10 protein-coding genes are annotated in these 18053 nt (G+C 67.4%); 5 read left to right on the top strand and 5 right to left on the bottom strand.

The annotated features are described in order from the left end of the window. The first annotated feature begins 1 nt into the window (after position 1). The gene (gene fxsT, locus AA23TX_RS49950; RefSeq protein WP_155541180.1) at positions 2-4444 is read left to right on the top strand and encodes an FxSxx-COOH system tetratricopeptide repeat protein; all 4443 of its coding nucleotides are present in this window, start codon (positions 2-4) and stop codon (positions 4442-4444) included. A 6-nt stretch (positions 4445-4450) separates the two neighbouring features. On the opposite strand, the gene AA23TX_RS03715 is transcribed toward fxsT (AA23TX_RS49950), so the two are convergent. Both AA23TX_RS03715 and AA23TX_RS03720 read right to left on the bottom strand, forming a co-directional pair. Beyond that, the gene (locus AA23TX_RS03715; protein WP_230862328.1) at positions 4451-5893 is read right to left on the bottom strand and encodes an aKG-HExxH-type peptide beta-hydroxylase; all 1443 of its coding nucleotides are present in this window, start codon (positions 5891-5893) and stop codon (positions 4451-4453) included. Positions 5894-6264: 371 nt separating this feature from the next. Then, complete coding sequence (locus tag AA23TX_RS03720; protein WP_155541182.1) at positions 6265-6462, bottom strand: hypothetical protein; 198 nt, start codon at positions 6460-6462, stop codon at positions 6265-6267. Between the two features lie 192 nt (positions 6463-6654). Here AA23TX_RS03720 and AA23TX_RS03725 point away from each other — a divergent pair, with 192 nt between their 5' ends. The 4 genes from AA23TX_RS03725 to fxsT (AA23TX_RS03740) all read left to right on the top strand — a co-directional run bounded on the left by AA23TX_RS03725 (position 6655) and on the right by fxsT (AA23TX_RS03740) (position 14514). After that, entirely contained in the window at positions 6655-7545 is an 891-nt protein-coding gene (locus AA23TX_RS03725; protein ID WP_196425406.1) for an effector-associated domain 2-containing protein, read from the top strand. A gap of 76 nt (positions 7546-7621) precedes the next feature. Continuing rightward, positions 7622-9202, top strand: a complete 1581-nt coding sequence (locus tag AA23TX_RS03730; RefSeq protein WP_230862329.1) for a VMAP-C domain-containing protein — start codon at positions 7622-7624, stop codon at positions 9200-9202. Beyond that, positions 9180-10238: an AAA family ATPase gene (locus tag AA23TX_RS03735; RefSeq protein ID WP_155541184.1), complete on the top strand. Its 1059-nt coding sequence runs from the start codon at positions 9180-9182 to the stop codon at positions 10236-10238. The genes AA23TX_RS03730 and AA23TX_RS03735 overlap by 23 nt, the downstream gene beginning before the upstream one ends. A 1-nt stretch (position 10239) precedes the next feature. After that, positions 10240-14514, top strand: coding sequence for an FxSxx-COOH system tetratricopeptide repeat protein (fxsT, locus tag AA23TX_RS03740; protein ID WP_155541185.1), 4275 nt, complete (start codon positions 10240-10242; stop codon positions 14512-14514). Positions 14515-14519: 5 nt separating this feature from the next. Here the strand turns inward: fxsT (AA23TX_RS03740) and AA23TX_RS03745 are convergent, their stop codons facing one another. The 3 genes from AA23TX_RS03745 to AA23TX_RS03755 all read right to left on the bottom strand — a co-directional run bounded on the left by AA23TX_RS03745 (position 14520) and on the right by AA23TX_RS03755 (position 17991). Continuing rightward, positions 14520-16316: an HEXXH motif domain-containing protein gene (locus tag AA23TX_RS03745; protein WP_230862331.1), complete on the bottom strand. Its 1797-nt coding sequence runs from the start codon at positions 16314-16316 to the stop codon at positions 14520-14522. An 18-nt stretch (positions 16317-16334) separates the two neighbouring features. Then, positions 16335-16526, bottom strand: coding sequence for a hypothetical protein (locus tag AA23TX_RS03750; RefSeq protein WP_155541186.1), 192 nt, complete (start codon positions 16524-16526; stop codon positions 16335-16337). 283 nt (positions 16527-16809) lie between these two features. Then, positions 16810-17991, bottom strand: a complete 1182-nt coding sequence (locus tag AA23TX_RS03755; RefSeq protein WP_155541187.1) for a TetR/AcrR family transcriptional regulator — start codon at positions 17989-17991, stop codon at positions 16810-16812. Between the last annotated feature and the right edge of the window lie 62 nt (positions 17992-18053).

Raw genomic sequence — 18053 nt, forward strand, 5'->3', positions numbered from 1 at the left:
AATGCCGGAAATCCCGGGTGGTCCTGACGACCGCGAACTGACGGCGAGTGAGGTCGCCGACGGATTGTGGCTGATGGCCGCCATCGCGGCGAATTCGGCGGACGAGCCTGAGCCGCCTGCCCCGACGGACCCTCCAACCCGGGACGAGCCGCCTGAGACAGCCGCGGTGCATCCTCCACCGATGGTCCCGAGAGAAGAACCTGGGCCCGGCGGTGATCGGATGCCGCCCCCCGACCTGCCGCCGGTCGTCCTGACCGAACTCGGGAACCGCCGGGCATCCGCGAGTGCGGGCGGTCTGCTCGACGGCGGAGAGGAATCACCGTCGGCCGGCGCGACGTCTCCGTTACCCGACATCGGGAAGCTCGTCCGCGCATTCCGGGCGTTCAAGCGGAAGGTCCCCTCTGGCCATCCGGAAGACGTCGAACTCGACGAGGAGCTGACGGTCGACCGCAGCGTGGAAGCGGGGATGGTCTTTCCCGTCACCAAACGAACCCGTGTGCCTTGGCTGCACCTGACCCTGGTGGTCGAGCAGGCACCGTCGATGGCGCTCTGGACTCCGACCATCGCGGCGTTCGTCGCACTGTGCCAGCGGCGGCTCGGGATCTTCCGCTCGGTCCAGGTGCGGCTGCTGGAGACGGGAAAGACCGGGCGTGCCGAGGGCGGCATGGTCCTGGGACCGGTACTCCGCGGCGGGACGCCGGACAGCCCGGCGCGCGGGGCAGGCGAACCGGTCGGCTCCTCCGGACGGCGGGTGATGCTCGTCCTGACCGACGGGATCAGCGATGCGTGGCGGCGCGACCTCGTGCAGCCCTTGCTGGCGCGGTGGGGGCGCAAGGTCCCGGTCGCGGTGGTGCACCTGCTGCCCCGGCGGCTCTGGGCCCGTGGCGGCGTCGACGCGCAGAACGCCGAGATCACGACCAAGGGACCGGTGCGTCCCAACGCCTCGTACCTCGTCCGGTTGACCGATTTCCTGCTCGACGAGCTCGACCAGGCGGAACTGACCGCGAACTCCGTCGCGGTGCCGGTTCTGGAACTGGAAGAACGGTGGTTCCGCAGGTGGGCGGAGGTCGTCACCGGCCGGGCCGATGTCCCGCGGAAATGTTCGGTCATGGTGATTCGGGACCGGACGGCGGGAACAGTAACCGAATCGAGTGAAAATCTTGCTTCGGGTGAGAATGAGGTGAACTCGAGCGATCGAGTGAGGGACTTTCACAGTCAGGCTTCGCCGTCGGCGTTCCGGCTGGCCACCCTCCTCGCCGCGGTTCCGGTCGACCTCGACGTCGCGTCCGCGGTGCAGGCGGAGATGCTGCCCGGGTCCGGCCCGGATCACCTCGTGGAGGTGTTCACGAGCGGTCTGCTGCGACACGACGGTGATCGGCAGCCCTGGGACCGCAACACCCCGTGGGAATTCTCCGGTCAGACCAGGAGAGTACTGCTCAGCGGGGCGCGGAGATCGGATACCGCGCACGCGGTGCGGGCGGCATCCCGGCAGTACGGTGAGCAGAACCCCACGCTGGCCCGGCTGCAGGCGGCGCTGGTCGAACCGGACTCGACGCCGGACCCGGAACCCGAGTCGGCGTCACGCGCTGAGATTGCCCTCGAACGAGATGTGATGAGTGCGTTGTCAGGTCCTTACTTATCGCGAGCCGATCGTTTGGCTAAACTGAACACGGGTTCTCCGGGTTCACCCGGTTTGCGGGGTTCCCCTACTATGGATAACGATGTTAGCGCTGCTAACATCCCGGCGGTGACGATGTCGCAGGAACTCAAGCAGTCGGGTATCCCTGGCGAGCCCGCAGCCACGGACGTGGCGGACCCGGCCCAGACGGAACGCTCTTCGGAGACGAAAGACAAAACTGCGGACCAGGCGAGTGTTGTCGCCAGCGTAGGGGCGTCCACTTCGCGCCAGGTAAGGCGTTCGGGTGAAGAGGTACCGCCGGTCTGGGGCTCGATTCCGCCGCCCAACCCGAACTTCACCGGGCGCGGCGAGCTGCTCTCCCAGCTAAGCGACCGATTGGGCGCCGGCACCACCGCGGTCCTGCCCGCCACCTTGCACGGGATGGGCGGCATCGGCAAGACGCAGATGGCCACCGAATACATATACCGGCACCTGCAGGACTACGACGTCGTCTGGTGGATCCAAGCCACCCGCCCGACCCAGATCCACGCGTCACTCACCGAACTTGCCCAGCACCTGCGCCTGCCTGGCGCCGACGAGGCCAACACCGCCGTGCCCGCGGTCAAGGAGGCGTTGCGCCTCGGTCGGCCGTACCGTCGCTGGCTGCTCGTTTTCGACTCGGCCGAAGACCCGGAAATGGTCCGCCCGTTCTTCCCGGTCGGCGGCACCGGCGACATCCTTGTGACCTCCCGCAACCCGAACTGGGCGGGAGTGGCGCGGCCGCTCGAAGTGGCCATCTTCGAGCGCAGTGAAAGCAAGACACTGCTGAGCAGGCGCGGACCCCAACTCGACGACGACGATGCCGACCGCATCGCCGAAAAGCTGGGCGACCTGCCGCTGGCTATCGAGCAAGCCGCGGCCTGGCTGGCCGAAACCGGGATGAGGGCCGGGGAGTACCTGCAGCTGTTCGACGAGAAGGTCGCGGAAATCCTCGAGACCTCGAGCCCGCAGGACTATGAAACCTCGGTCGCTGCGGCTTGGAACGTGTCTTTCGACCAGCTGAGTGTCAGCAACCCCGCAGCACATCAGCTGCTGCAGGTCTGCGCCTTCTTTGCCCCCGAACCGGTGTCGCGCAACTTGTTCACCGGCGTTCGCGGGCTCACCGTTTCGCCCGAACTCGACACGGCGTTGCGTGATCCGATCAAGCTGAGCCGGGCCATTCGCGACATCCACCGGTTCGGACTCGCGAAGATCGACCACCGCACCGACACCATCTTGCTGCACCGGCTCGTGCAGTTGGTCCTGCGCAACCGTATGTCGGAGCAGCACCGCAGCGAGATGCGACACGGTGCACACCAACTGCTGGCCAACCTCGATCCGAACGACCCGCAATCACCCCGGCAGTGGCAGCGCTACCAGGAAGTACTGCCGCACATCTACGACGCCGAGCTGATCGAGTGCACGGACCAGTGGGTGCGGGAGCTGGTAATCAACCTGATGAAGTTCCTCTACCACTGGGGTGACCACGACGGCGCCCTCACACTCGCGGAACGCGCGGTGCGGGCGTGGGGGCAGGACCGGCTCGAACGCCAAAAGAGGGGCGAAGCTCCCATCGAAGATCCGCCGCTGCAGGAGCTGAAAGCGGCTGAGCGGCTGGCATTCTTCCAATGGACTGGCGGGCGCTACGAAGACGCGGCGAGTACCAGCCACGATACCTACGACCGCTACCGGGAACTGATCGGCCCAGACCGAGAAGAGACGCTCGGAGCTGCGTTGACCTACGCGGTCATTCTGAAGGCGAGGGGAGACTTCGCGGAAGCCGCTCAGCGCAACCAAGAGATCTACCTCAAGGCGCGGGGTTTGTTCGGAAACGACGACCCGATCACGCTGAACGCCGGCCGTGACTACGTCGCGGCATTGCTTCTGGTGGGCGACTATCAGCAGGCGAACGATTTGGGTATCGACACCTACCGAAGGCGTGTCGAGGTCTTCGGATACGACAACGCATCGACTGTCGCGACTCAGGTCCTGGCGGTTATCGCCCGGCGTGAGCTGGGTGACTACCCGTGGGCGCGCATCGAGCAGCAGCAGATCACTGACAGGATCGAACAGCTCTACGGTGCGGACAGCATCAGCACCCTGCGCCGAAAGTATCATCTGGCGGTCGCGTGCCGGAAGGACGGCGACCACGACGCGGCACGCAGCATCTCCGAGGACGCGCTCCGTCGATTCCGCACCCGGTACGGCAACAAGCACCCGAATGCACTGGCTTGTGCTCTCGGCTACTCGATCGACCTGCGGCACGCTCACGAGTTCACGCGGGCCCGTGAGCTAGGCGAGGAAGTCTTCGATCTCTACCGCGAAAGCCTGGGAGAGAAGCACCCGCACACACTCTCTGCGGCGCTCGACCTCGGCGTGACTCTGCGGCTGTCCGGCGACCCGTCGAGCGCCCGAGTCCTGGACGAACGTTCGCTGGAGGAGTTCCGAGAGCAGTTGGGTGAGGACCACCCGCACACGATCGTGTGCGCGATCGATGTCGCGAGCGATCTCGCCGCGTTGGATCGCGTCGAAGAGGCCGCGGAGCGCGACGCCGAACTGCTCGTGCGCTCGCGCCGGGTCCTCGGTGAGGATCACCCGACGACTCTGGCGGTCCAGCTCAACTATTCTCTCGACCTCAGAACTCTGGGGCAGGTGGAGATGGCGGATGAGCTGTACGAAGATGTCTTGATCCGCTACCGCCGCGTCCTCGGTGAGGCCCACCCTGGCACGGTGGCGGCGTCACACAAGGTCCGCGCGGACTGTGACATCGATCCGATGCCGCTGTAGTCCAGTTCAGTGGGTGAACCGGCCGATCCACCCGGCGACGGTTTCGATGTCGGGTGTTTTGGCCGTACTCGTGCGCAGGACTCGGTGCACCGCCCGGACCAGTTCCGGGCGGTGCAACAATGCGCGTGCCGCCGGGCCGGTGCCGCGCGCCGCCAAGGCCAGCCCGAGACCGACGAGCGCGGTGGGAAGATCCGGGTCCGTCACCAGCAGGTTCCGGTAACCCGTCACGGCCGCCTCGTTGTCCCCGTGTAGTAACGCCAGATCGGCGCCGGCAGCGCCGGGAACGTGAGGGCCGTGCTCGTCCAGTGCTGCGCTGCCGTTCCGACCAAGAAGGAGCCGGATCAGGTCGGTCCGGGCCCCGGTCCAGCCACCGTCCGGGACCGGCGTCGGTGCCCGCGGTTCCGGTGGTTCGCCGAACTTGGGCCACGAATCCCCGTGGTGCCAGGCTTCGGCGAGGACCGAGACGGTGTCGGCGTCCGGACGCAGGTGCCGAAGGCGCCAGGTCGCGTAGTGGTCGAGCGCGGAGGTGACCGCCCAGGCTTCCGGTCCGGAGGCGACCGGCTCCTCCTGCCAGGGTGCGAGTTCGGTCGCGATCCCGTCGAGGAATCGGCGTCCGGTATCGGTCATGCTTTCGTCCCGATGCACCGCGCGCAGTGCGCGCCAGGACGCCGATCGCCACAACGCGAACTCGAACGATGCCAGCGCGTTGTCCGGTTCGGCCGCGGCCAGCGCCCGCCAAAAGGCTGCTACACCGAAGAACGCGTAGATCCCGTGCAGCACACCACCGATCGGCCGTGGATCGTCTCGCCAGGGCGCGTAAAACCGCTCGCGGGGATCGTCGGTGTGCAAAGTGGCCAGGTGCTGGACACCGCCGAGCCGGATGTGCTGGGACTCGTGGACGAGCGCGGCGGCGAGTTGCTCGGGATCGCTGCTGTACGCGACGATCGCACTGCCGAATGCTTCACCTGTCGATGCACTGGGCAACCGGAAAGCGACCGCAGGAGCCGGTACCAACGAATAGAGACTTTCGGGCAGCGTTTCGGCAACATCCGGCAGGTGCGTGGTGAGCAGCCGCCACGCGTCGTCGACGACGGTCCGCCACGACTCCACCTCGAATGCCGTGAGCCTTCGTGGAGGGATCGGTTCGTAGAGCCCGCGGTACGGATCGAGATCGTCGAGCCTGATCGTCAGCTGCCGGTCGCTGTGCCGGCTGGTGATCGAGCGGACGGGTAGCCAGCCCGGGGTCTCGACGCTGAGGTCGTCCGGCAACCGAATCGTGTTCTGCCCCATCCGGAAGGTGATCCCGTTGTCGTCAGCGAGTGCTTTTGTCACTTCGAATGCCTCGCTGCTGTGAAACCGAACTATTCCGAGTGTCGGTAGGGACACGTTTCCCTGCCAGGCGGGGAGTTCCGCCTCGAACACGACACCGGCACGTACCGCTGCAGCCACCGCCAAACAGTGCAAATGACCCAAATGTATCCAAAACGGGCAGATGCCGGTCGTGTCGTGTTTGCGCAACCGGGTGGTATAGCCGGCCCAGGTCCCGGCATATGGGTGCGACAAGATCGTTTCGACGGCTGTGGGGGCGAGACGTTGTACGCTGGCCAGTAACTCCCAAGCCGACTCAGGCGACGGCAGTGGCTCGGAAATCTCCGGAGATTTCGCCGCTTGGTCGACTATTCCCCTCAGCAGAAGCAGCCGTCTGCTTCGCTCGGTAGCGCGAAGGCGCTGCACTGGGGCCAATCCGCCGGCACCACGGGCGAATGCGTTGAAATCGGTCCACGACAAGCGGTGGGGGACCAGGCCGTCAGGGGGCACGGTCAGTCGACCCGCTTGCCATCTCCGCCTCCACTGCCGCTCGCTGTCACCGGGATGAAGGAAACCCGCTCCGCTGCGTGTCGCAATGCTTTGCGCAATTCGCTGCCGTCCAAGGTGCGCAGCTCCGACAGTGGTACCGCACCGAGATCGAGGACTGCGGATTCGATTCCCGCTTCCTTGCCGGAGCGTGCAGCCTGCATCGCGATTCCCCTCTCACAGGGAGAACGGACCCCGTCGGCCCGCTTGGTATTGTCCCGCATTCCCGGCGATTGCGATAGGGACGGAGGCCGTACGCCGTTCGGGCGATGCCGCGACGTCGGTGGAGCATAGCCGCTGACGGCTTGACCTGTGACAATGACAGCCTGCCGCGAACTCGGGGAGGTCCGGTGGTCATGGACTCGGCCGCGTACCACAAGACGATCATGGCGCTGGACATCGCCGGCTACAACGATCCCAGGCGCACCACGGCGCACCGCCTGGTGGTGCACGACGGGTTCTGGAACCTCTTGCGCACGTCGTTCGCGGAGGTCGGTGTGCCCTGGGATGTCCTCTTCCGGGAGAACACCGGTGACGGTGCGATGATCCAACTGCCCGCCCAGGTGGCGAAAGCGGATCTCGTGGCCGCGTTGCCCGACCGGATGCTGGCGGAGCTGCGGCGCTACAACGCGGTGCACGCCGAAGAAGCGCACGTGCAGTTGCGCGTGGCCTTCCACGCCGGCGAGGTTTACCAAGCCAGTCACGGCACGGTCAGTGACGCGACCAGCCACGCGTTCCGCTTGGTGGACGCACCGGAAGCGAAGAGTGCGTTGAAGAGGTCCGGTGCGGCACTGGCCCTGATCGTTTCGGATTCGTTCTACCAGGATGTCGTGCGCGCCGACCCTGCGGCGGACGCCCCCTCGTACCACCGCATCCGTGTTTCGGTCAAGGAAACGAAGACGGAAGCTTGGCTGCGTCTGCTGGGCGCTGCCGTCAACGGGTTCCCGGTGCGGGATTTGCCGCGCCCGCCGGTCGCGGACGTGTTTTCTGCGTTGGTGGACGCGTTGCTCGCGGTGCCGTGCGTCCGGAAGGCGGAAAGCCGCTACCTCCTGCTCGACCTGTTCCCCCGTCGGGAAATCGCGGACGTGGTTCCGCACCACGCCGAAGACCGCCTGCACGTGATCGCGCTGGCCAGGACCTGCCAGCGGTTCACCCGTGGCCTCGCCGACCTGCTGGACGCGATCAGGATGGTGGAGCCGGCCTCCCCGCAGGTCGACGCACTCGCAGCGATCATCGAAGAGTTGTGACTCAGTGGTATTCGCCCGGTTGTCCCACCGCGCACCACCTTGTGTCCATCTTTTGCCCCTATTCCGCCCAGGATCGATGGGTAAAATCACGGGTCCCGGGCACCCGGGCGAGGAGGTGGTTCGTCAGGTGTCGGCCGGTGAGCAAACCCGCGGACCGGGCCGGGAGCTGCACCTCCCGTCCACGGTGCGAATAGCGGTCCGGGAGGCGATCGTCAATCTTCTCGCCAACGCCGGACTGGCCGCCGACCGGCCCAGCCGGTCACTGATGCTGGAATTGATTCACGACAACCTGGGGTTCACGCTGACCCTTTCGGAACACGTGACGGGACGGGACCAGCTGATCGATATCGTCAACGCCTGCGCCCGGGCGGATGGCGGGATGCACGCCCTCGATCGGGCCGTACGCATGTTGCGGCCGGGTTCCCCGGAATCCGAGCTCTTGCACCGGCTGGTGCACGAACCGCGGATGCACGACCTCCTGCCGGATTCGGAATTGTCATGGTTGCGCTCCGTGCTGGTCGGATTCACCCCGCCCCGGCTCGGCATCCTCGTCCGGCGCGCGGCGAGCCCGGCGACGTGCCCGGCCGCCGAGCCGAATGACGCCTGGGATGCGTTCTGCCTGTTGACCGAGTTCAACACGCCCGCACACGGGCTCCCGCCGGCACTGGCCTTCGTCGAGTTGGTCGCCGCGAAGTGCGCGCGCCCGCTGGGTGACGAATTGCGGGAATGGAACACCTGGCAGGCTCGGCGGGTGCAGGGAGAGTTGCGGTTGCGGGAGCTTCGCACCGAACGCGCGCACGACGGCGGTGGTGAACTCCGCCTGCACCTGGTGATCATGGTGGAACTGGATGGGATCGACCCCGACCGGCACGTGGTTTCCCATTGGCGGCAGGAGGATCCGCAAGAGTGGCCACCGGCAAGAGGCGGCATCGCCACCATCCGCGGCGCGGACCTCGAGTACCACGTCGACCAGTTGATCGTCGACGCGGAACGAGCTTGGTCGGAATACCGAGAAGAGGTGGCGCTCGAATTCGTGCTGCCTCGTGCGCTCGTGAATCTTCCCGTGCACCGGTGGTGCAAGGAACACGAAACGGGCGATCCCCGGCCGCTGTTCCTGGACTACCCGATCGTCATCCGTTCTTTGGAAAGGATGTTCTCCCGGCAGTGGCACCGGGCGTGGCGAATCCGCTGGGAGGCGATGAGCGGGAATCCGTCCCCTGAACGGGTGTACTACTGCTCACCGCAGGACGCCGCCGGGCTCCATCGGCTCGACGCGATACTCAGCGACGGGAAGTGGTTGATGATGGTCCTCGCCGGTCCGCCGCCGGCGCGGCCGCGCCCCGGCGGGGACGAGATGGCGACGGGTTTGCGTTCCGGGATTCCCGTGCTGTTGTGGCACCCGGACGCCGCCATCGACGTTCTGCACGAGGTTGTCGCGTGGCTCCTCGGCAGTAATGGTCTCGGTGACCTGCCCGCACGGACCCAGGATTCCCGGCGGGCGGCGTTCCGCGAGGTAACCATTCCGGTCGACCTGCGGATCGCCCGTGATCTGGTCGTCCTGTGGGACGACCCGAGCAGATTGCTTTTCCTGGACGACGGTCCTTACCTGCCGGACGCGATACGGGAGGATTCAGATGAACGCGGTAGAGCATCCTGAGCGGCCGGCCTGGTGGATCTACCGCGGCACCGGCCATCCCCTTCACGATGTCTCCCTGGCCGACCTGCTTCCACCGCCGCCGCCATGGCGGGCGTTCAACGGCGGGCCGTTGCCGACGGAGGACGTCGTGCCGCAGGACGAGGGCGAGGCGGACCGGCGACTGGGTTCCGAGCATCGGCTGCCGCCCCGGCACGTCGACCCACACGAGATAGACATGGTCAACGCGGCGCTGTACCTGCGTCGTCCCCTGCTGGTGACCGGCCGCCCGGGAAGCGGGAAGTCGAGCCTCGCGTACCGGGTGGCGCGGGAGCTGAGGTTGGGCCGGGTGCTGCGGTGGCCGATCACCTCTCACACCACTCTCAAAGACGGTCTCTACAACTACGACGCGATCGGCCGTGCTCAGGCAGCTGGCGCGCGCGTCGCCGACCGGCGAGACGGCGACCAGGAGCCGCCGATCGGCGAGTACCTGCGGCTCGGCGAACTCGGCACGGTCTTCCTGCCCCGCCGACAGCCACGGGTGCTCCTGGTCGACGAACTGGACAAGAGCGAGGCGGATCTGCCCAACGACCTGCTCAGCCTGTTCGAGGACGGCGAGTTCCTGATCCCCGAGCTGGTGCGGATGCGCAGCCGCAGTCGCGAAGTCGAGGTCTTCACGGCGGACCCGGATACGAAGGCCACGATCCCGGACGGCCGGGTCCGGTGCGCCGCGTTCCCGTTCGTCGTGATCACCAGCAACGGCGACCGCGACTTTCCGCCGGCTTTCCTGCGCCGGTGTCTCCGGCTCGAAATCCAGGATCCGGACATCGAACAGCTGGCCGCGATGGTGGCGGCGCACGCGCTCGACCCGAGTGACACCCACCGGTCCCGCATCATCGAAGAGTTCGTCAGCCGCAGTGAGGCCTTCGGCGGGCTGCCAGTCGACAAGCTCCTCGAGGCGGTCTACCTGGCGACTTCGGGCGCCTACCACGAGGAAGGTGAGTCCTGGCCCCGGTTGATGGACGCGATCTGGCGGCAGTTGAACTCCGTGGTGCCGTGAGATGGCTGGGGAGCCGTCAAAGCGTCCGGTGCACGTAGGGGCCCTGTCGTGGAGTGAAGTCGCGGACGCGATCTGGCTCGCGGCGGTGCTCGGGGAGCCCGTGGCACGGCAGACCGGCGAATCGGAACCGGCTTCCAGTGATACCGGCCCACCTGAGCCGGAGGCACCGCACCCGGAACCCGAGCCGGCTCCGGTCGCGGATCCGCCGTCTCCGTCGGACGGGGAGCCTGGTCCCGTCACCGGGCCTCGGCGCCGCGCGGTCGTCGGGGCGTTCGCGCGGGACGTCAACGGGCGCGGCGAGCGGCCAGCCGGGAACGGGCGGACGCCGAGATCGTCGACGATGCTCGGTGGTCCCGACATCCTGCGGGCCCTCCGTCCGTTGAAACAGCTGCGTCCCTCGTCACGGGTCGGCGATGTCCAGTTGGACGAGGTACAGACCGCCGAACAAGCGGTCCAGGACGGTCTCTGGCTTCCGGTACTCCAACCTGTCACGACGACCCGTGTCCTGGACCTGACGGTGGTGGTCGACGCCGGGTCGTCGATGGCTTTGTGGCAGCGGGAAGTTCGCTCGTTCCTCAAGCTGGTGCAACAGCTCGGGGCGTTCCGGACCGTCCGGATCCGGTACCTGGAAACGGAGACCCGGGCGACCGACGGCTCCCTGGCCCCGGTGCTGCGTGGCGGCACTCCGGACGCGCCGCAGCACAGCGTGGCCGAACTCCTGGACTGGTACGGCGACCGGCTCATGCTCGTCCTGACCGACGGGGTCGGCGAGGCGTGGCGACGCGACCTGGTTTCGCCGCTGCTCGCGCAGTGGAGCAGGGGCATGCCGGTCGCTCTGGTTCACCTGCTGCCCCAGCACATGTGGAAGAAGGCCGGCATCCCGCTGCACCGGGCGTTGCTGACGTCACCAGGTCCGTTCCGGCCGAACCGCCGCTACGGGTTCGACCTGCCGGACGCCTGGATGACCATGGCAGACCCCGAAAAGGCCCTCAACGGCGCGGTGCCGATCCCGGTCCTCGAGCTGGGCGGGAGGTGGTTCAGCTGGTGGGTGCGGCTCATTTCGCGCTCGGTCACCGACGCGGTGCAGGGTACGGTCCTGCTCGCGCGTGATCAGCCGATGCCCGAGACGGGGGACGACGAAGAGCCGGTCAGACCGCCGACGGCCCAGGAGCGGGTCCGCCGGTTCCTCGGCACCGCGACGCCACCGGCGTTCCGGCTCGCGACCCTGCTGGCCGCGGTTCCGGTCAGCCTGCCGATCGCCCGGTTCGTGCGAGCGGAACTCGTGCCCGAGGCCGACACGTCACATCTCGCCGAAGTGTTCACCAGCGGGCTCCTCGGTCCGCAGACGGACCTCATCGGGGACGATGCGGTCTTCGAATTCCCGGCCTCGGTCCGCGAAGCGCTGCTTACGGCCGGACGGCGTTCGGAGACCGTGCAGGTGGTCGTCGCGACCGGAGAGCGGTTCGGCGAGCAGCACCCCGTGCTGCTGAGAATCGCGGACGCGCTGGCCGATCCCAACCGCGCGGCCCTGCCCGAGGAGGGCGCTGACGTCACCCTCGAGCGAGTGGTGATGCGCGCGCTTTCCGGGCCGTACGCCTGGCGCGCCGAACGGCTGCACGAGCGGGAGCGGGAACTCGCGGTCGCGGTGGCGGAGAGCAGCGCCGCCGGGGAGGACGACGCCGCGGAAGACGTAGGCCCGCCGGCGGCAGCCGAACCGGAGGTCGCGGATGAGCGGCTGGTCGAGAACGTCCGGGAAGAAGCGGCGACATCGCTGCGCCGAGTCCGGCGGATCACCACCGACGCACCGGTGATCTGGGGCGCGGTCCCCGCGCGCAACCCGGAGTTCGTCGGCCGCTGGGACCTGCTCTACCGGCTCGGTGCGAGCCTGGATTCGGCCGGCAGCGCGATCCTGCACGGTCCGGGCGGCCTCGGCAAGACCCAGCTCGCGGTCGAATACATCTACCGGCGGCTCCGTGACCACGACCTCGTGTGGTGGGTCAGTGCGACGCAGGAGAACCAGATCCGGGCGTCCTTGATGGAACTCGCCCGGCAACTACGCCTGTCGGACGCGGACGAGGCGGTCGCCGCGGTACCAGCCGTCCTGGAGGCGCTTCGCGCCGGCGAGCCGTACCGCCGCTGGCTGATCGTTTTCGACGCGGCTGACGAACCCGAGTTCCTCCTACCGTTCCTCCCGGTCGGCGGGCCAGGACGGATTCTGGTCACCGCACGCGATGCCGCCTCCGAGTCCTTCCCGGCGGAGCTGATCGAGGTCGACCGGTTCTCCCGCGCCGAGAGCGTCGACCTCCTGCGCCGCCGGGACGGCGCGGTCACGACCGCCGATGCCGAGGCGCTGGCGGAGAAGCTGGGGGACCTGCCGATCGCGTTGGCTCAGGCCGCAGCATGGCGTGCCGAGACCGGCATGCCGGTGGCCGACTACACCCGGCTGCTCGACGAGAAGATGGCCGAGCTCTTGACTTTGTCTCCGCGGCCGACGGACTACGAGGTCTCCGTGACGGCGGCTTGGAACGTCTCCTTCGACGGGCTCTCGACCCGGAACCCGGCTGCACACCAGCTGCTCCAGGTGTGCGCGTTCTTCGCCGCCGAACCGATTTCCCGCAGCCTGTTCGCCGGGGTTCGCGGAGTGTCGATCGCGCCGGAGCTGGACATCGCGATGCGTGACCCCGTCCTGCTGGATCGGGCGCTTCGGGAGATCAACCGATGCAGGCTGGCGAAGCTGGACCACCGAAGCGGCACATTGCTCCTGCATCGGCTCGCGCAGCTGGCGTTACGGGCGATGATGACGGATGAGACTCGCGAAAAAATGCAGCACGGAGCTCATCTCCTGCTCGGCAACCTCGATCCGAACGACCCCGAGACGGCCCGGCAGTGGCCGCAGTACCAGATGGTGTTGCCACACCTCCGGCACGCCGGGCTGATCGACTGCGCCGATCGGTGGGTTCGGCGGTTGGTGCTCAACCTGCTGAAGTTCCTGCACTTCTCCGGTGACCACATGGGCGCGCTCGCCCTGTCCGAAGAGGTCGTCGCCGCCTGGACGGAGCGGTACGGCGCCGAGGACCCGCAGACGCTCGCCGCGTCTGAGCAACTCGGATTCGTGCTCTGGGTGCTCGGTCGATACGAGGCGTCGTCGGAGGTCAGCAGGCGGACGTTGCGGCTCTACCGGCGGACTTTCGGCCCGGAATCGGAACAGGCGCTGGGCGCCGAAGTGCTGGTGGCGACCGGACTGAAGTCCAACGGCGACTTCTTCGCCGCCCGTGACCTCAACCGGCAGACCTATGAAAAGGTTCGCTCGTTGTTCGGTGACGACGATCCGACCGCACTCGAAGCGGCCCACGACCTGGTCGTCTCACTCCTGCTTGCCGGCGACTACGAGCAGGCTCGCTGGCTCGGTGAGGACACCTACGAGCGTCGATCGGAGTCCTTGGGGTACGACAACTGGAAAACCATCCTCACGCTCAACATCATGATCATCTGCCGACGCGAGCTCGGTGACTACTCATGGGCGCGGATCGAGCAGGAGAAGGTCGTGGAACGCGTCCGCGGTCTGTTCAGTTCGGAAACCGATGGCGTCATCCGCCGGGACTTCCACCTCGCAGTGGCGCACCGCAAAGACGGCTACCACGAGGCGGCGCTGATCCTTTCGGGCAGCGCACTGGAGCGGTTCCGGCTCAAGTACGGATCGGACCACCCCAACGCGATGGCCTGCGCGCTCGCCCATTCGATCGACTTGCGCAACGCCGGTGACCTGACGGCATCGCTGGAGCTGGGCGAACAGGCGCTGTCGCTGTACCGGGGCAGCCTGGGTGACCGGCACCCGCACACGTTGGCTGCCGAAGCCGACATCGGCGTCACTCTGCGTCTGCTCGGCGAGCCGGCGAACTCGCTGGCCCGGGACGAGCGCGCGCTCTCCGGCCTGCGTGATCGGCTGGGCCCGGCCCACCCGCACGTCCTGGCTTGCGCGATCAACACGGCGAACGACTGGTTCGCGCTCGGCGACGTGCAGCGGTCCCTGCGGATGAACACCGAAACGCTGGCGCGGCTGCGCCGGGCTCTGCCCGAGAGTCACCCCACCACTCTCGCCGCGCGGCTCAACCGGGCCCTGGACCTCGAGCGGCTCGGCCGCGTCCGCGAAGCGTTGAGCCAGCACCGGGACGTGCTCGTCGTGGCCGACCGGGTGCTGCGCCCCGGCCATCCGGCGATCACGGCGGCGGAGAACGCGGTGCGAGCGGAGTGCGACATCGATCCGATGCCGTTGTAGCCCGGTCAAGCCTGCGCTTCGCCGATCCAGCCGGCCAGTTCGTCGAACGCTGGTGACTTTCCCGCATCACGCAACACCCGGTGCACTGCGCGGACCAGTTCCGGCACACCGAGCAAGGCGTGCGTGGCCGGCCCGGCCGGCAGGGAAAGGCCGAGGCCGATCAGCGCCGCGGCGTGCTCCGGATCCTGGTCGAGCACGGCTCGGTATGCGGTCCGGGCCACGTCGTCCGAGCCGGCGATCCACTGGTGGTCGCCATCGAGCGCGCCCGGCACCTGCGACCAGACCTGCGACAGCCGGCGTTCGCCGTCCCGGCCGAACCGGACCCGGATCAGATCGGCACGGGCGTTCGCCCACTCCCCGTCCGAAACGGTGTCGAGACGGCCGCCCGGAATCACGCGCGGGCAGGGCTCACCTTCAAGCCAGGCGCGAGCGAAATCCGCGATCAATTCCGGCTCGGGGCGGATGTGACGGAGCCGCCAGCCGGCATAGTGGTCTGCGGCCAGCTTCTCCGCCCAGTGCACTGCTTCAGGGGCGCCTGGTTCGTTTTGCCACGGGCCCAAAACGGTGGCGAGTTCGTCCAGGAACCGTCGTCCCGCGTCGGTCAGCGCGGCGTCGTTCCGGATTGATTCGAGGGTCTGCCATGTCTGCGCGCGCCAGTGAGCGAACTCGAAGGCGGCCAACCGGTCTTCCGGGTGCGCTCGTGACAGCGCGCGCCAGAAGGCCGAAACGCCGAAGAACGCGTAGACCCCGTGCACCAGCCCACTGAGCGGGCGTGGGTCTTCCCGCCACGGGGCGTAGAGCCGTTCGGTGCGGTCGTCGTCGTGCAGCCGCGCCAATTGCAACAGGCCACCCAACCGGATGTGCTGGAATTCGTGCACCAAGGCTGCAGCGAGCGTAGCGGGCTCTTCGGCCTCGGGCTCGGCGATGACTGCGCTCCCGAAAGCTTCGCCCGTCGACGCGCTGGGGAGCCGGAACGGGACGGCTGGGTTCGGCACGATCGATATCAGACCTGCAGGCAGAATCTCCGCGTACTCAGGCAGGTGTTCGACGATCAGTCGCCACGCCTCGTCAAGCAGGTCCCGCCAGTTCGCCGCTTCGGCCTCCGTCAGCCGGTCCGGCGGAATCGGGTGGTAGAGCCCTCGATGCGGGTCCAGATCGTCGAGCCGCAGTGCCAGAACCCGGCCCCCGGTCTCGAAGCGGAACTCTCGAAGCGGGTTCCAGGCTGCTGTACCGGGTGCGGCCTGGGAGCGATCGCCGGTGATCGTGAAGGATCCGGCCGCCCCGTGCACTTCGGCGGTCGTGAACCCGTCGCCTTCGTCCAACCGAGCGGCACCCAGGGTCGGCAGTACGACGGTGCCGTTCCAGACCGGTACCCGGATGGTGAACTGCAGGCCCGCATGGATCGCCGCGGCTGCGGCCAGGGTGTGGAGGTAGCCGTAGTGGACCCAGAGTGGGCACTCGCCGGTCAGTCCCTGCTCGATCAGGCGGGTCGTGTATCCCGCCCAGCTCCCCGTATAGGGGTGGGCGATCACCCGCTCCAGCGCTTCCGGTTCGGTTTCCTCAGCCCGGACCAGTAGATCCCAGGCTGTTTCGACGGAGATGAGCGGACCTGCGACGCTTTCGTCCGCCTTCGCCAGGTTCACGAGACCGGACAGCAGAAGCAACCGGCGGCTGCGATCGGCGCTGCGCAGCACGCTCCAGGTTGTCGTCCCGTCGGCGCCGGTGGCCAGCTTGTCGAAGGTGTCCCAGGAAACCGAGTGCAGGTCCGGAACGGACGTCACGTGATTCTTCGTGTGCACCATGAGCTCTCCGGGGCGCCTTCAGTCGACGCGTTTGGCGCCGCCGCTGCCGCTCGCGGTCACCGGGATGTGAGCGGTCCGGTCCACGGCGTGACGAATCGAACGGCGAAACGCGACGGGGTCGAGTTTTCGCAATTCCGACAGTGAGAACGCGCTCAGGTCGAGGAGTTCGGATTTGATCCCCGGTCGCTCATTGCCATCGGGCGATCGCATGCCGATTTTTCCTCTTCCGTAACTACCGAATCGATGGGAACCCAGCGTAAGTTATCACGTCGTACGCTACTCCAATAGGGTGACCCCATCTAAGCGTTTACGCTGACAGTGAGGTTTTGCAAGTAAGGCTGTGATCGAACACGCTTTCGACAGGGGTGACAGCTCGGCCAGGGATGCCAAATTGGACACGCAGTGTTATGAGGGTGTTGCGCTTGGGTACGACCAGGGTGCAATTCGGCGTTGATTGTCCCTTTGTCGTTACAATGGCTACCGCGGCTATGGTCTAGTCCGCGACACCGAGAATCGTGTGCAGCAACGCCGTCAGTTCGGCCTCGAAGTTGGGCCTGGCTGCCAGTCGGCGGGTTCGGGCCAGGTCGTTCGCGATGGTCAGCGCCGCGTGGACCGTGATCTTCGCTTCTCGCGGGGGCAACTCGGGTCGCACCGACGAAAGCAGCGTCACCCACTGGGCGACGTAGTCCCGCTGCACGCGCAGCAGATCGGCCTTGTCGCGATCGGGCATCGTCACCCGGTCTGCCGAGAACGACACCAGCAGCTCCGGCGTGTGCAGGATCGTGTGTACGTACGACGCCGCCAGCCGCCGCAGGGCGGAAAGCTCGTCGGACGTCTGCAGGGCTCGTTCGGCCGCCAGTGCCAGGCGATCGGCCGCGCGGTGGCCGATCGCCACCATCAAAGCCGCCTTGCTCGGGAAGTGGCGGTAGACGCTCGGGCCCGCGATGCCCGTCGCCGCGCCGATGTCCTCCATGCTCACGTCGTGGAAGCCTCGCTGGGCGAACAGCCCCGTTGCCGCCGCCAGGACCTGTTCGCGGCGAGAAGGTGTGCCCAAGCTCAGTGTCGAAGAAGGCGATAGTTGGGACGGCGAAGGGAGTGTGGCGTTGAGCACACCGAGGGCCAATTCGACCAGCAGTGCAGCGAACCGGCGGCGCGCCACCGACGTGTGGTGGACGCTCACGCTGCCGAACACCGACAGCGCCGCCCAGCAGAGCAATTCGGCGTCCTCGGCGGGCAAGTCCGGGCGTCGAGTCATCAGCGCTTTCGACCACGTCGTCAGCGCCAGCGTCGAACGGCGGGCGATCTCGCGCTGGTCCTCCTTCGGGAGATGACGTCCCTCCCAGCGCCACAGTGCCGCGATCTCCCGGCGCTCGACGGCCTGCGTCGCGAGCCGGCCGAGGAGGGATTCCAGCTGGTCAGCGGGCGAAACCGAGTCCGACAGGGCCTCCGCTGTCGCCGCCTCGAGGTCCTCGAAGCCGCTTAGTACGACGTAAGCCAGGATCGCCTGCTTGTCCGCGAAGTGCCGATAGATCGCCGGGCCGGTGACGCCCGCCGCGTCCGCTATGTCCTTGATGCCGACTCCGGGGAAGCCGCGGGCGCGGAACAGCTCCGCTGCCACCGCGGCCAGCTGGGCCTTGCGGTCGCGGGGGCGCGCACTACGTACGGAGTCGGTCATGGTGAGTCGACGATAGCGGCTAACAGCACACCCGCAACCCATTGACACCATGGGGTTATCCG

Origin of the sequence: Amycolatopsis camponoti (assembly GCF_902497555.1) — a bacterium.
GTDB classification, from domain to species: domain Bacteria; phylum Actinomycetota; class Actinomycetes; order Mycobacteriales; family Pseudonocardiaceae; genus Amycolatopsis; species Amycolatopsis camponoti.

What these genes read in the sequence shown, in the direction of transcription:
- fxsT (WP_155541185.1), top strand. Translation starts at nt 10,240, where the DNA reads ATGGCTGGGGAGCCGTCAAAGCGTCCGGTGCACGTAGGGGCCCTGTCG.
- AA23TX_RS03745 (WP_230862331.1), bottom strand. Translation starts at nt 16,316, where the DNA reads ATGGTGCACACGAAGAATCACGTGACGTCCGTTCCGGACCTGCACTCG.
- AA23TX_RS03730 (WP_230862329.1), top strand. Translation starts at nt 7,622, where the DNA reads ATGGGTAAAATCACGGGTCCCGGGCACCCGGGCGAGGAGGTGGTTCGT.
- AA23TX_RS03755 (WP_155541187.1), bottom strand. Translation starts at nt 17,991, where the DNA reads ATGACCGACTCCGTACGTAGTGCGCGCCCCCGCGACCGCAAGGCCCAG.
- AA23TX_RS03750 (WP_155541186.1), bottom strand. Translation starts at nt 16,526, where the DNA reads ATGCGATCGCCCGATGGCAATGAGCGACCGGGGATCAAATCCGAACTC.
- AA23TX_RS03720 (WP_155541182.1), bottom strand. Translation starts at nt 6,462, where the DNA reads ATGCAGGCTGCACGCTCCGGCAAGGAAGCGGGAATCGAATCCGCAGTC.
- AA23TX_RS03725 (WP_196425406.1), top strand. Translation starts at nt 6,655, where the DNA reads ATGGACTCGGCCGCGTACCACAAGACGATCATGGCGCTGGACATCGCC.
- fxsT (WP_155541180.1), top strand. Translation starts at nt 2, where the DNA reads ATGCCGGAAATCCCGGGTGGTCCTGACGACCGCGAACTGACGGCGAGT.
- AA23TX_RS03735 (WP_155541184.1), top strand. Translation starts at nt 9,180, where the DNA reads ATGAACGCGGTAGAGCATCCTGAGCGGCCGGCCTGGTGGATCTACCGC.